Origin of the sequence: Vibrio sonorensis (assembly GCF_001854765.1) — a bacterium.
GTDB classification, from domain to species: domain Bacteria; phylum Pseudomonadota; class Gammaproteobacteria; order Enterobacterales; family Vibrionaceae; genus Vibrio; species Vibrio sonorensis.
Genome location: NZ_LJJE01000063.1, coordinates 203359 through 216870, shown reverse-complemented (window position 1 = coordinate 216870; position 13512 = coordinate 203359). Strand labels below are relative to the sequence as shown.

Here is a 13512-nt window from a genome sequence, read left to right as displayed (position 1 = left end):
GCTTCACCTTTGAACCATTTAGAAGTATCACACGTTTTTGACGCCTAAACTTTGCTGATTGAGCAAAAGTAAAAGCTACGTCCATATGAAAATCAACTAATTATACATAGCTTGATCAAATTTTCATTCGCCGTCAGTAGTATAATTACTCTAACTCGAATGCAAGTATAAACAGAGAAGTGCAGTATAAACCAGCCCATTTAACCACTTAAAAACTATGGTTAATTTGGTCAATATTGTTCCAACTAATGATACTTCTAGTGATATGCGTTTTGTTTTAGCGGTTTGTTACTTAATTCATTTGCATCATCAATAAAGGGTTAAGTATCATTCGCATTCTATAAATTTGCACAAATAATGACTCAACATTGAGATTTTTGGTTTGAAAACTGTACCACTGCGTTTTGCTATCACGCTTCCATTCATCGTTCTCGCTATCGTGGCAGGTCTTACGACCTACGTGATGGCGAAATACACTATTGAAAGCGTCGCCGAAAAAATAGGTAAGCAATACACCAGTGAAGTAGAAAACCGGATCGTCGGCCATATAACACACGCTACACACGTACTGCCAAGCTTGGTTGAAATCAATCGAGCGGCAATAAAACGACACTCAGCAAACATGGGTGACCTGACGCTGTTTGCGGAACGTTTTCGCGAACAGAGTTTGCCATATCCCCAGTTGACGTTTGTTTCAATGGCAACAGCGGACGGACGCTACATTGCAGCCTCTAGGGATCCCCATAAATCCGATAGCATCAATATTGCCGCTAACTTTTTTGAAGAAAAAGGTTTACTCACCGGCTACTACTACGACGACAATACCATTGTTGGCGAAAGAACCGATGAGCCTCAATATCCAAACTACGACCCGCGCAAGCGGCCTTTCTATCTCGATGCCGTTAAAAAGAATGGCCTAGTCTGGAGCCCAATACACCCTTATGTTGGTTATATCAGCTTGGGAATCGGTATGTCGGCACCCGTTTACGACGACAACGGAAACTTAATCGCAGTCACCGCAGCTAGCATGGCACTTAACGAACTCGATGACTTTTTAGCCGACATAGAGCTAGTGGAAAGTGGCTTCACGTTTATTGCCGAAAAAAGCGGAGCCTTGATTGCCACTTCGAGCAACGACGAGCTCTTCACCATCAACAAAGACAAATCAATGGTTCGTCTAACGCTCTCAGACCACAAAATACCCGCGTTACAACATGCAGGTAAGCTGCTTCAATCAGGGCAACACAAACTTGATGTCAACGGAGAAACCTATCTCTACCACGTCAGTGAGATTAAGCACAAATATGGTGAGACTTGGTATGTTGGTGTGATTATTCCAAAGGCCCATCACCATCAAGTGCTCAAAGATTACAGCATGGCCATCACCGTCATCACCTTTTTGCTTTTCTTGTCCATTGGCATTGTTGGCAGCATGCTGGCTTGGCACATTGGCCAACCTATTCGCCAACTAGAAAAAGCAGCGCACAACAACGATCTAAACGCCATATCTCAACTTCCTCAACCGCTAAGTGCAATTCGAGAAGTGGACTCTTTGGGCCAAGGTATGCGAGAGATGGCCGATAGTCTGACAAACGTACTTGCCAATCTAGAAAAGAAAGTCGCTGAACGTACATCAAACCTCAAAGATGAAAATCTAGATCTACAGCAAAAATCCATTACGGACGAACTCACCAAGCTGTTAAACCGAAGAGGCTTTAATCAAAAGCTCACTCAACTTTTACAGCAAGCAGAAGCAAAACGAAGCTGCCTCACCTTTATCCTGTGCGACGTCGACTACTTTAAACAGGTAAACGACCGCTTTGGACACATAGTCGGTGACAAAGTGCTGACCGAGTTAGCGGAGGTGTTACGTCACGCAACAGCGCAGGACAACGCTGTCCTAGCCCGATATGGCGGAGAAGAGTTTGCGGTTGTGCTGCCCGATTACGCGTTAGAGCAGTCGCTAGAAGTGATACACCGCATCCAAGAGGCGCTTAGCAAACAGACATTTGGCGAAGGAAGCGCCATCACATTTAGCTTTGGTGTCAACACGGTCGGTCCAATCACCTATCTCACGACCGAGCGGCTGATCACCAGCGCAGATAGCAAGCTCTATCAAGCGAAAAAGACTGGCAGAAATAGAATCGTTTGTTAGCAAACTACGGCGTGCTTCATTGTGATCGTCTGTAGCCGTATTTTGATAAAGCTATACAAAACGTCTAAACCCCGCGATTTTAATAGCGCAACAAACGAGTTTTTTCTCACCAAACCATAAAATCAAAGGCATCTTTGCTAGGTACTTTTGCAAGTTTCGTTACAACCCAACCCACCTTGTAGTATTAACAACTATACCAACATTTGTTTCCCCCTATTGTTCAAGGTTCTATTCCAACAATACACACCTAACTACATAGGGTTAGGGTAATTTCGAACCCTTTATGGCAAGTTAAAAACCGATCCTGTCCACTGTTGGATTATTGCCACTAATTTACGATTACAGATCGGAGATTCCATATGGGTGACGACACTCTTCTGAAAGACCACGGCATCAGTCGAAGGTCTTTTATCTCGCTGTGCAGCGGTTTGGCTGCATCTTTAGGAATACAGAGTGTCAACGCAGGCGAAGTTATTGCCAAAACCCTTACTTCTAAACGCCGACCTCCGGTGATCTGGATAGGAGCTCAAGAATGCACCGGGTGTACCGAATCCCTATTGCGTTCCACTCACCCAACAGTTGAGAATCTAATTCTCAATATGATTTCTCTTGAATACCACGAAGTTTTGTCTGCAGCAGCAGGTCATCAAGTCGAAGAGAATAAGCACCACGCGATACAAAAATATGCTGGCGAGTATGTCTTAGTTGTAGACGGTTCGATCCCAGTTAAAGATGGCGGAGTCTATTGCGTTGTCGCGGGCAAACCTATAACCGAACACATAATTGAGGCTGCCGAAGGCGCGGCCGCTATCATTGCCATTGGCTCATGTGCTGCTTGGGGTGGCGCCCCTTCTGTCGGATCTAATCCGACGCAGGCCAGTTCCCTTCAACCCATTTTGCCAAACAAGACAATAGTAAATATTCCAGGTTGCCCACCTAACCCTCATAACTTTTTAGCCACTGTCGCCCACCTACTGACGTACGATCGGTTGCCCGCCCTTGATACCTTAGGCCGCCCTAAATTTGCCTATGACCGTTTGATTCACGAACATTGCGAGCGTCGTCCTCATTTCGATGCTGGGCGCTTTGCTCGTCAATTTGGAGACGAAGGACACAAACAAGGCTGGTGTCTTTACAAGCTGGGCTGCAAAGGACCAGAAACACACGGTAATTGTTCTACTTTGGAATTTTGCGATATCGGCGGTGGTATTTGGCCTGTCGGCATCGGTCACCCTTGCATAGGTTGTAACGAAGAAAACGTCGGTTTTAGCAAACCCATTCACGAACTCGCTAACGTCCAACGCATGACTCCTTCATCTATTCACCCGAATGTCGATCTCGTTGTTGGTGGCGAAAAATCAACTTCTGCGGTAGCGATACTAAGCGCGGCGGCGGGTCTTGTTGCTGGTGTTGGTCTGATGACAATTAAAGAGCTGGGCGAGCAGCAAGCGCAGCGCGATTTGGAGAAATAGCTATGGATCGTCGTCAATTTCTCACCAATGCTGTTGGCTCGTGTTCTGCAATGATGATTGGAACAAACAAGTCTCATGCTCGACCAAATCATAGCCCTTCTCCAGATGCCATCGGAATGTTGTACGACTCTACACTCTGTATTGGCTGTCAGGCTTGTGTTTTTAAGTGTCAAGAAGTGAACCACTTAGAAGCAAGCCCAGAGTCCGAGACTTCATCCATAAACAGTAAGCTTTCTATTCACACTCATAATGTTATTCAAGTGTGGGATGCAGGAACTGGAGAGAACAAGGATCAGCTTGATAACGGATATGCGTACATAAAAAGGCAATGCATGCACTGTGTTGACCCTGATTGCGTTTCTGCTTGTCCGGTTTCAGCAATGACCAAAGATCCCATTTCCGGTATCGTCAGTCATCACAAGGAGTATTGCGTAGCTTGCCGCTATTGCATGGTCGCCTGCCCTTATAACGTCCCGCAATACGAATATCTAGATATATACGGACAAATCCAAAAATGTCAGTTCTGTAATCAACAAGGGGTTGAACGGCTTAATCAAGGTCTGTTACCTGGATGTGTTGAAGCCTGCCCGACTGGCGCGGTAATTTACGGCAAAAGGTCACAACTTCTAAGTGAAGCTAAACGTCGTTTATTGCTAGAGGCAGGTTCTGATTATCTCTATCCACTGCAAACCCTAGACAGTGGTGACACGCACCGCTCTCAGGTTCCCAGTTATGAAAATTATGTATTTGGTGAGCATGATGGTGGTGGTACTCAAGTGTTGGTCATCAGTGGCGTACCTTTCCAAAACATTGGATTACCAGAACTCTCCAACAGAGCCGTCGGCGCAAGAGCTGAAACAATGCAGCATAGTCTCTACAAAGGAATGGTACTTCCAATGGCTTTATTTGGCGCTTTTCTGCTAAGAACTCGAAAAAACATAACAGATCAGGAACAGCGAAACGCGGAGGATAACCAATGAGTCACTCTCCTTCACAGCCCTTAGGTGGCAAGCTTTTTACGCCAAAAGTAATTCTTTTCATCGCAATTATTGCTATCAGTATTGGCGTTATCACCTATCGAATGTTCTATGGTATCGGTTCGGTTTCTGCCTAAATGGGGGTTACGCATGGGGAGTTTTAAAAAGCTTCAACTTATTGGTGGGTACTGGTCTAGCTAGCGGCGGTTGGGCATTGGCATGGTTAGTCTACTTTTTTAACCGTGGCGCTTATCATCCTCTGGTTCGACCCGCTTTATTAACAAGTCTGTTTGGTTATGGCTTAGGAGGACTTTCAATCACAATTGATTTGGGTCGCTATTTAAACATCCCTTATTTTTTCGTTCCCGGACAGTTCAACATAAATTCCGTCTTGTTTGAAACAGCAGTGTGCATGACCATCTATATCGGCGTGCTCGCTATTGAGTTCGCCCCGTCTATTTTTGAGAAGTTTGGCGCTAAAGCGACTTTGGCTAAGTTAAACAAAGTCATGTATATCGCTATTGCGCTAGGTTTGCTGCTCCCTATGATGCATCAGTCTTCAATGGGTTCACTGTTTATTCTTGCGGGGCACAAAATACATCCGCTATGGCAAAGCTATGAACTGCTGCCCGTGCTTTCATTAATCACTGCCGCCATTATGGGATTGTCTATCGTGGTTTATATTGGCGCGCTTACTCAAGCAGGACTGCATGATCAAGGGATGGAAGACAGCTCGCACTTGTTCTATCGACTAACACAAGTTGCTCACCTTTTTTTGGTGCTGTTTATCATTCTCAGATATGGCGAACTCGTCCTCAACAACAAAGTGAGTTACCTAACTAATTTCGACTTTTACGCTTTGATGTTTTGGTCAGAAATTCTATTGCTCTGTTTCCCACTCATCATTTTTCATTGGGATGCCTTGCGCAAAGACGCACGTTGGCTATTTATCGGGGCAACCTCCATGATGGTGGGATCATCATTATGGCGAATGAACCTTTCTACAATGGGTTACCTTCCGGGTGACGGCTACCAATACTTCCCTAGCGCATTAGAACTGACTATATCAGCAGGTCTAATTGTGCTTCAGGTTGCCGCCTATATTTTGTTAATTCGCTATCTACCCGTCCTAGCACTTGATCGAGTTCATAGAGAGGTATTGGAAAAAACAACGCCTCTAAATGAACAAGAGCCCAAGCGAAAAAATGTAACAGCAAGAGGTGAACAATGAGCCAACGTATAAGTATCGACCCTGTCACTCGTATTGAAGGTCATTTGCGCATCGATTGTGAAATCGAAGAAGGAAAAGTCGTAAATGCTTGGTCTTCCGGTACCATGTGGCGAGGAATGGAAGAGATACTCAAAGGCACAGATCCTAGAGACGCATGGGCATTTGTACAGCGTATTTGTGGTGTGTGCACGACGGTTCACGCCATAGCCTCAGTCCGTTCAGTCGAAAATGCTCTCGGCTTGGATGTTCCCGAAAATGCACAGCATATTCGCAATCTCATTGTCGCTGCTCATGGCATTCATGACAATATTGTACACTTTTATCAACTCTCCGCTCTCGATTGGGTTGACGTCGTTTCTGCATTACAGGCTGATCCTCTAAAATGCGAACAAATTTGTGCTCCCCATTCAAATTGGCCTTTAAATTCCGCAAATGAGTTCAAAAAAGTAAAAGGCAAAATAAAAGACTTAGTAGACAGTGGGCAATTAGGGATATTCGCCAATGGCTACTGGGGCCACAAAGCAATGAAGCTTTCGCCCGAAGTAAACTTGATCGCCGTTGCTCACTATCTTCAAGCCTTAGAATACCAGCGTAACGCCAACCGAATTGTTGCCATTTTGGGTGGAAAGTCACCGCATATCCAAAATTTGGCTGTCGGTGGCGTAGCTAACCCCATCAACTTAGATTCACAAGGCGTTCTCAATCATGAAAGATTGATGTATATAAAATCGTTTATCGATCAACTTGATGCCTTTATAGAGCAAGTATACAAGGTGGATGTGGCCATTGTTGCTGCTCACTACCCAGAATGGCTCTCTATTGGTCAAGGTGTCACGAACTACTTATCGATTCCTGAGCTACCAACTGATAGTCAGGGAGGTAGTTTCCTAATGCCTGGTGGATATTTAGAGAATGGCGATCTAAGCACATTCCGTCCAATATCTACCCATGACGATCCGTTTGTTATTCAAGGCGTTGAAGAGAGTAATAAACACGCTTGGTATACCGAAGAAGGCCCATTTCATCCATGGGAAGGCCAGACTAATCCTCATTACACTGGGTTTGAAGACAAAGGCAAATACTCATGGGTAAAAGCGCCCACGTTTTATGGTCAAGCTACGCAAGTTGGCCCACTGGCACAAGTACTATGCGCAGTAGCCGCCGGAGATAAAGCAACAAGCCGACACCTAACAGGCTTTCTTAACACCTTAGAAAACTTGACAGGAAAACGCATCGAACTAAGCCAACTTCACTCCACCTTAGGCCGACACGCCGCAAGAGCCGTGCGATGTGCGGTGCTAAAAGATCACATGTCTGTTGAGTGGCAAGCGTTAGTCGACAATATAAAATCCGGTGATACCTCTACTTATATCAAACCCGTGTTTCCATCAGGAGTTGTTAAAGGAGTTGGTTTTCACGAAGCGCCGCGAGGCCTACTTTCTCACTGGATAGTGATTAAAGATGGAAAGATTGAGAACTATCAGGCTGTCGTACCATCTACGTGGAACTCAGGACCCCGCAATAGCAAAGACCAAATGGGACCTTATGAACAATCTCTAATAGGAACGCCCATTGCAGATCCCAAAAGGCCACTAGAAGTCATCCGAACCATTCACTCTTTCGACCTTGTATGTCTTGCGCCGTCCATATAGTTGATACCCGAGGCCAAGGAGTAACCCAAGTCAAAATACTCTAATTTGATGCAGTTAAGGTGAAAACGAACATGACTATGAAAGTACTGATACTTGGAATAGGCAATTTACTACTTCGTGATGAATCAGTAGGTATTCATGCAGTCAACCTACTAGCAGAGAGATATCAGAACAACGATCAAGTAGAAATTGTAGACGGAGGGACAGCTGGGATGGAGTTGCTGGACTGGCTATCCAAAAGGGAATACGTCATTTTCGTTGATGCTGTGTTAACGGGCGGGCCTGCGGGTAGCGTAATTACTCTCCACAATGACGAAATACCTGCGATGTTGAGTACCAAAATCTCTCCCCATCAATTGGGGTTATCTGATCTATTAGGAGCGCTCAAACTATTGGACGAATCCCCAAAGCATCAGTTTCTTGTTGGTATCGTTCCAGCAGATACCTCTCCCGGCCTTGAAATGAGCAAAGTTGTAAAGCAAGCGCTGCCAACAATGATTGAAAAAGTCATCAGCTACTTAATCGAGATAGGTATACATCCAACAAGTAAGCGAGTCAGCCCATGTGTTTAGGCGTACCCGCACAAGTTGTTTCCGTTTCAAACAACACTCTTACCGCGACCGTTCGGCAGAGGGGACAAACCTTCACTGTCAATCTGACCCTATTAGATAAGCAAGTAAACCAAGGCGATTATTTGCTTATACAGCTAGGTGGCTTTGCATGTGAAATATTACCCCAACAACAAGCTCTTGAAGCAATCGCTATCATCGATGCCATAAAAAATGGAGATATGAGTCGTGCCAAACACCTTTATTCATAACCCAGCAGCTATCGTTGAGCGCGCTTTCCATTCTGTGTGGCAACAACAAATGGTCGAACTTCCATTTTGTAACCCAAACATAAGCGTCGTTGCACATGGCTTTGAGATTTTCGAGGAAGATTGGCTAGGGGTCTTACTAACGCCTTGGACATTAAGCTTATTGTTACTACCCGGACCAAACCGTCAGTGGCGCACAATGCAAGTAGGACAAAAAGTCACTTTAACGCTTCCGTCTGGAATTTATACCTTTGTCGCCGGAGAAATGGACACCTTAGGAACATACTTGTCTTGTTCACTGCTTTCTCCGGTTGGAAACCTGTCCAGTATGGAACAAGGAAAGCAACTAACAAGAGATATACGCCACTTAGTAACCGCTATTAACGTTTCAGACCATACGCTTGAAAACCCGTCAAGGCGCAGATTGCTAAACGGTCAACACAATAATCCGGTGGTAAGCTGAATGAATATCGATAACGAAATCACCTTACCGCGTAACAACATCCAAGTTCATCTTATTGTTGATTCTAGTAACACGATTACATCTATCGACATAGAAAACTACCGGATACTGCCCACAAGCAGGCTGTTTATCGGTTTAACAGAAGAGCAGGTAGCTAAAAAAATTTCGCAGTTATTTACTCTATGCGCTCAATCTCATCTATGCGCATCCTCTGGAACTTTCGCTGTCGTTAAGCAAGAGTTCTTTTCCCATCAACAACTTTTTGTTATGGCTCAGCGGTGCACTCTGGAATGGCTTAAAGAACATACTTGGCAGCTTTGGCAAATGTCAGAGTTACTCACTCCTCATCCAAATATTGAAAGATTCACTATCAGCATTGCAAAGCTCTTGCATCCATTATCGAGTAGTCGGCCTGACACCCCAAAGCAAGACGAGATAACCCCCTCCCTTGCTTCCAAAGATATTGAACATATACGGCCCGAAATCGACCAACTGTTAACCAAGCTCTATGGAATAAGACCGAGTTCTTTTGCTGGTATAAAAGACTGGGATCAGCTCATGCAATGGATAGGAAGTGACTTTCCTTATCCAAGGCTATTCCAGCAACTTACCCAACCTGACGTGGCAAGCTTTGGCGCTGCAAAGCTAGCTGATAACGTAGAAGACTCAACTTGTATGACACGAACACGTCATCTACTCATCGACCAAGCAAGTAAAAGGTGGGGAAATGGGTTAGCCACAAGAGTCCTATCTCTCTGCTCGAAACAGCCAAAGCTATACTGGACCCATCCATTGCTACTCCGCCAAACAGAGGAACTGCATTAACGGCCAGAGGCCTTTTAACCCATCAAGTACATGTCGCACAAGGTAAGGTAACAGACTATAAAATTAGCGCCCCTACCGATCGTCACTTTTCCCGAAAAGGTCTGCTATACCACTCACTACTCGGACAAACACTACCTCAAAACAACCCGTTATGGGTAAGTATGCTCATCAGAGCCATCGACCCCTGCGTTGAGTTCCGTGTGACAATCGAAGGTGCTGAAATGGACAACTATCATGCATGAAATGTCACTTTGTGAAAGCCTTTTGCAATTGCTGGAAGAACAGGCTGTAACAGAGCAGTACAGTCGCGTTAAAACCGTGTTTATCGATATTACCCCCTCTTCATGCATTGAGTCTCACGCCCTCAAATTTTGTTTTGATGTGGTGTGCAAAGGCAGCCTTGCAGAAGGCGCACAACTAATAATCAATAAAGTTGATGGACAAGCTTGGTGCTTTGATTGTTCAACAATCGTCTTTGTGAGTGATCGTTTTATCCCGTGCCCTAGATGCCAAGGTTTCCATCTCAAATACCAAGGTGATTCAGGATTTAAAATCAAACAATTGGAGGTGTTCTAATGTGTACAACTTGCGGATGTGCCAACAGCACTGTGCTTATAGACAAGCAGCAGATTCATTCTCACGATGCCCCACGTCACCACTCTAGATATGAAAAGTTAGTCTACCATCATTATCACGCACCAGTTTCGATCCACTACCACTTAGATGGCAATTACAATGCAGATAGGTCTTTTAACTCTACCCACACTAATCCAAAAGGGTCTGAATCAACTTCAAACCCTGCGATGACGCAAAGCTCTGAACATTCTCACGCATCAGGGTTGAGCCAATCTCGAATGGTGCAAATCGAACAAGATATTCATGCAAAAAATGATGCTATTGCTAGCAAAAACCGAGCCTTTCTAGTGAGTAATAAGGTTAATACTTTTAATCTCTTATCTAGCCCAGGAGCTGGTAAAACCTCATTGCTTACCGAAACACTACTTCGACTTGGACCTCAAACATGTGCCGTCATTGAGGGAGATCAACAGACCAGTAATGACGCAGATCGAATACGTGCCACTGGCACGCCAGCGGTACAAATCAATACTGGTAAAGGCTGTCACCTCGATGCAGACATGGTTTCAAAAGCCATTACAAATTTTGATTTCACGGCAGTAAGTACCCTTTTTATTGAAAACGTCGGAAATCTAGTTTGCCCTGCTGCTTTTGATTTAGGAGAAACACACAAAGTTGTCATTCTTTCTACCACGGAAGGAGAAGACAAGCCGCTAAAATATCCAGATGTTTTCGCCAATGCACAGCTAATGATTATCAATAAAATCGACTTACTTCCACACCTTGATTTTAACTCCGACACTTGCATCGCCAATGCACAAAGGGTCAACCCAGATATCCAAACGATTTTACTCTCCGCCAAAAGTGGTGAAGGTATGGAGCAATGGTTAAATTGGCTTGATCAATATTCGCACGGTAAGGAATAGCGCAATGTGTTTAGGTGTGCCTGCCAAAGTGGTCAAGATAGTAGACCCCATAAACCAAATTGGTTTAGTGGAAACCTGCGGAGTTCGTCGTGAAGTAAGCCTGACTTGCATTGCCGACCTCCCCTTAGACGACTTGCTCGGATGTTGGTTCTAGTTCACGTCGGCTTCGCTATGTGTGTTATTAATCAGGAAGCAGCAGAGAAAAACCTTCAAGCACTGAAGGAATTAGAGGCCGAGTACCAAACGTGCATGGGGGTGAAAAAGTGAATTTTCTAACTAACTTTCGTGACCCAACCATGCTTAGCAGCCTCATTAGAGCTATCAAAGCGACTTTAGCGCAGATTGAACCCGAAAAAAAACCTCTCCAAATAATGGAAGTGTGCGGAGGTCATACCCACACCTTGTTCAAATATGGCTTGTTACAGCTATTGCCCAATGAGATAGAGTTTATTCACGGGCCAGGTTGCCCAGTGTGTGTATTACCCAGTACGCGAATCGCACAATGCATAGAACTAGCTAAGCAACCCAATGTTATTTTGACTACTTTTGGAGACGCGATGCGCGTACCTTCCAGTATGGGTTCACTATATGACGCACGCGCTGATGGCTGTGATGTTCGTATAGTATATTCTCCTAGCGATGCTCTGCGGCTGGCGACAGACCACCCCGATAAGCAAGTCATCTTTTTTGCGTTGGGATTTGAAACCACCCTCCCTGCCACTGCGATTACGCTTCAGCAAGCAAAACGCTACAGCGTTGAAAACTTAACTGTTTTTTGTCAACACATCACCTTGATGCCAACACTTAAGACCCTGTTAAATCGAAACGATATTGCGATCGATGGATTTCTTTTACCCGGCCACCTAATCATGATCACCGGAACACCGCCCTTTTTGTCCTTGATCGACGACTACCACAAACCCAGTGTCGTTACTGGCTTTGAACCATCAGATATGCTGCAAGCCCTATTGATGCTTCTCCGCCAATTTATAGAAGATAAGTGTGAGTTAGAAAATCAGTATTCTAGAGTGGTAGAAACTCATGGGCGACAAACCGCACTAAAAGCGATAGATGAGGTATTTACTGCTCAAGGTTCATGTGAGTGGCGCGGTATAGGTGTAATAGAAAATTCGAGAATTCAGCTTAGCCAACAATATGCAAATTTTGATGCAGAACAGCGCTTTAAAACCAGCAATTTTAACGACAGTGACATTGTAGAAAGCCGTTGCGGTGATGTGTTATCAGGGCGTTGTAAACCTAATCTATGTGGTCTCTTTGCTAACAAATGTACTCCCTCACATCCTATAAGCGCCTTAATGGTCTCTTCCGAAGGAGCATGCGCAGCCTACTACGCTTATCAACCAGATGCATCCGGCTATCACGGGGACTACAAATAATGAAGCAAAACAAAATAACTTTAGCTCATGGTAGCGGCGGAAAAATGATGCAAGAGCTAATTGCTCGCTATTTATTCGCCATTTTTCAAATCCAACGCTTTTAACACTTGAAGATCAGGCCAGAGTGAACTTGACATCTCTCACTTCGTTAGGGTGCCAACTCGCATTTTCTACCGACTCTTACATTGTCGAGCCTATCTTCTTTCCGGGAGGAAATATTGGCCACCTTTCGGTTTGTGGCACGGTCAATGATATAGCGATGAGTGGTGCCAAGCCACTCTACTTATCCGCTAGCTTTATCATCGAAGAAGGGCTCCCTTTTGAGCAATTAGAGGCAATTGTTGTTTCTATGGCACAAACCGCAAAGCAAGCAGGAGTCCAAATCGTTACTGGTGACACTAAGGTGGCTCCAAGAGGAAAAGTCGACAAACTCTTTATAAACACATGTGGCATTGGGGTCATCCCCGACTCTATTAATTGGGGTGCAAAACAGATCCAGCCAGATGACGTAATTATAGTATCCGGAACCCTTGGGGATCACGGTGCCGCCCTTCTCAACATTAGAGAAAACCTTGGTCTCGATGGTCATCTGGTTAGCGATTGCGATTGCCTCTATCCTATTGTAGATGCGTTACTACCACTAAATGGTGTAAGGGCGCTGCGCGACGCTACTCGTGGCGGGGTGACAGCTGTCTTGCATGAGTTTGCCACTGTTTCAGAGTGTGGTTTTACTCTGGAAGAGAGCTCACTTCCAATCAATCAAGAAGTCCAAGGTGTTTGCGAACTTTTAGGCTTGGACCCTATCAACTTTGCCAATGAAGGAAAACTTATTGCTATCGTCTCCAAACAAGATAGCCAAGCCGCTTTACAAGCGATAAAAAACACTGACATAGGTAGAAGTGCCGCCATAATCGGTTCGGTAAACTCAAGCGGCCGCATTGTAGTTAACAACGCTTTAGGGGCAAGTCGTCCTCTAGAGCTTCCAATAACCGAGCCTATGCCTCGTATATGTTAAATAAAC

Annotated in this window: 15 protein-coding genes; all 15 read left to right on the top strand. The window is 44.8% G+C overall.

Annotated elements, in window-relative coordinates:
- The first annotated feature begins 382 nt into the window (after nt 1-382).
- The 15 genes from BLO31_RS11190 (at nt 383) to hypE (ending at nt 13506) form a co-directional block, all read left to right on the top strand.
- Nucleotides 383-2155, top strand: a complete 1773-nt coding sequence (locus tag BLO31_RS11190; protein WP_070966105.1) for a diguanylate cyclase — start codon at nt 383-385, stop codon at nt 2153-2155.
- Nucleotides 2156-2514: 359 nt separating this feature from the next.
- A complete protein-coding gene (locus BLO31_RS11185) occupies nt 2515-3627 on the top strand; it encodes a hydrogenase small subunit (RefSeq protein WP_070966102.1) in 1113 nt (370 codons plus the stop codon).
- 2 nt (nt 3628-3629) lie between these two features.
- The gene (gene hybA, locus BLO31_RS11180) at nt 3630-4607 is read left to right on the top strand and encodes a hydrogenase 2 operon protein HybA (RefSeq protein ID WP_070966098.1); all 978 of its coding nucleotides are present in this window, start codon (nt 3630-3632) and stop codon (nt 4605-4607) included.
- Entirely contained in the window at nt 4604-4741 is a 138-nt protein-coding gene (locus BLO31_RS24520; RefSeq protein ID WP_245688482.1) for a hypothetical protein, read from the top strand. Before hybA ends, BLO31_RS24520 begins: the two co-directional genes overlap by 4 nt.
- A gap of 44 nt (nt 4742-4785) precedes the next feature.
- Nucleotides 4786-5835: a polysulfide reductase NrfD family protein gene (locus BLO31_RS11175; RefSeq protein ID WP_070966095.1), complete on the top strand. Its 1050-nt coding sequence runs from the start codon at nt 4786-4788 to the stop codon at nt 5833-5835.
- Nucleotides 5832-7487 carry a hydrogenase 2 large subunit gene (gene hybC / locus BLO31_RS11170; protein WP_217495121.1) on the top strand — a complete coding sequence of 552 codons (1656 nt, stop codon included), beginning with the start codon at nt 5832-5834 and terminating at the stop codon, nt 7485-7487. Before BLO31_RS11175 ends, hybC begins: the two co-directional genes overlap by 4 nt.
- A gap of 71 nt (nt 7488-7558) precedes the next feature.
- Nucleotides 7559-8059: a HyaD/HybD family hydrogenase maturation endopeptidase gene (locus BLO31_RS11165; protein ID WP_217495120.1), complete on the top strand. Its 501-nt coding sequence runs from the start codon at nt 7559-7561 to the stop codon at nt 8057-8059.
- Entirely contained in the window at nt 8050-8307 is a 258-nt protein-coding gene (locus tag BLO31_RS11160; RefSeq protein WP_070966092.1) for a HypC/HybG/HupF family hydrogenase formation chaperone, read from the top strand. The genes BLO31_RS11165 and BLO31_RS11160 overlap by 10 nt, the downstream gene beginning before the upstream one ends.
- Entirely contained in the window at nt 8285-8767 is a 483-nt protein-coding gene (hybE, locus tag BLO31_RS11155) for a [NiFe]-hydrogenase assembly chaperone HybE (protein ID WP_070966088.1), read from the top strand. The genes BLO31_RS11160 and hybE overlap by 23 nt, the downstream gene beginning before the upstream one ends.
- A complete protein-coding gene (locus BLO31_RS11150; RefSeq protein WP_070966084.1) occupies nt 8768-9592 on the top strand; it encodes a hypothetical protein in 825 nt (274 codons plus the stop codon).
- 234 nt (nt 9593-9826) lie between these two features.
- Nucleotides 9827-10168, top strand: coding sequence for a hydrogenase maturation nickel metallochaperone HypA (gene hypA, locus BLO31_RS11145; protein ID WP_070966080.1), 342 nt, complete (start codon nt 9827-9829; stop codon nt 10166-10168).
- A complete protein-coding gene (gene hypB, locus BLO31_RS11140) occupies nt 10168-11094 on the top strand; it encodes a hydrogenase nickel incorporation protein HypB (RefSeq protein ID WP_070966076.1) in 927 nt (308 codons plus the stop codon). The genes hypA and hypB overlap by 1 nt, the downstream gene beginning before the upstream one ends.
- Before the next feature lie 4 nt (nt 11095-11098).
- Nucleotides 11099-11248: a HypC/HybG/HupF family hydrogenase formation chaperone gene (locus tag BLO31_RS24060; protein ID WP_217495119.1), complete on the top strand. Its 150-nt coding sequence runs from the start codon at nt 11099-11101 to the stop codon at nt 11246-11248.
- A gap of 109 nt (nt 11249-11357) precedes the next feature.
- On the top strand, nt 11358-12491 hold the full coding sequence (gene hypD, locus BLO31_RS11130; RefSeq protein ID WP_070966071.1) for a hydrogenase formation protein HypD: 1134 nt from the start codon (nt 11358-11360) through the stop codon (nt 12489-12491).
- Between the two features lie 124 nt (nt 12492-12615).
- Nucleotides 12616-13506, top strand: coding sequence for a hydrogenase expression/formation protein HypE (gene hypE / locus BLO31_RS11125; RefSeq protein WP_245688481.1), 891 nt, complete (start codon nt 12616-12618; stop codon nt 13504-13506).
- The last annotated feature ends 6 nt before the right edge of the window (nt 13507-13512 follow it).

What these genes read in the sequence shown, in the direction of transcription:
- hypA (WP_070966080.1), top strand. Translation starts at nt 9,827, where the DNA reads ATGCATGAAATGTCACTTTGTGAAAGCCTTTTGCAATTGCTGGAAGAA.
- hybA (WP_070966098.1), top strand. Translation starts at nt 3,630, where the DNA reads ATGGATCGTCGTCAATTTCTCACCAATGCTGTTGGCTCGTGTTCTGCA.
- hybC (WP_217495121.1), top strand. Translation starts at nt 5,832, where the DNA reads ATGAGCCAACGTATAAGTATCGACCCTGTCACTCGTATTGAAGGTCAT.
- BLO31_RS11150 (WP_070966084.1), top strand. Translation starts at nt 8,768, where the DNA reads ATGAATATCGATAACGAAATCACCTTACCGCGTAACAACATCCAAGTT.
- BLO31_RS11185 (WP_070966102.1), top strand. Translation starts at nt 2,515, where the DNA reads ATGGGTGACGACACTCTTCTGAAAGACCACGGCATCAGTCGAAGGTCT.
- BLO31_RS11160 (WP_070966092.1), top strand. Translation starts at nt 8,050, where the DNA reads ATGTGTTTAGGCGTACCCGCACAAGTTGTTTCCGTTTCAAACAACACT.
- BLO31_RS11165 (WP_217495120.1), top strand. Translation starts at nt 7,559, where the DNA reads ATGACTATGAAAGTACTGATACTTGGAATAGGCAATTTACTACTTCGT.
- BLO31_RS24520 (WP_245688482.1), top strand. Translation starts at nt 4,604, where the DNA reads ATGAGTCACTCTCCTTCACAGCCCTTAGGTGGCAAGCTTTTTACGCCA.
- hypB (WP_070966076.1), top strand. Translation starts at nt 10,168, where the DNA reads ATGTGTACAACTTGCGGATGTGCCAACAGCACTGTGCTTATAGACAAG.
- BLO31_RS24060 (WP_217495119.1), top strand. Translation starts at nt 11,099, where the DNA reads ATGTGTTTAGGTGTGCCTGCCAAAGTGGTCAAGATAGTAGACCCCATA.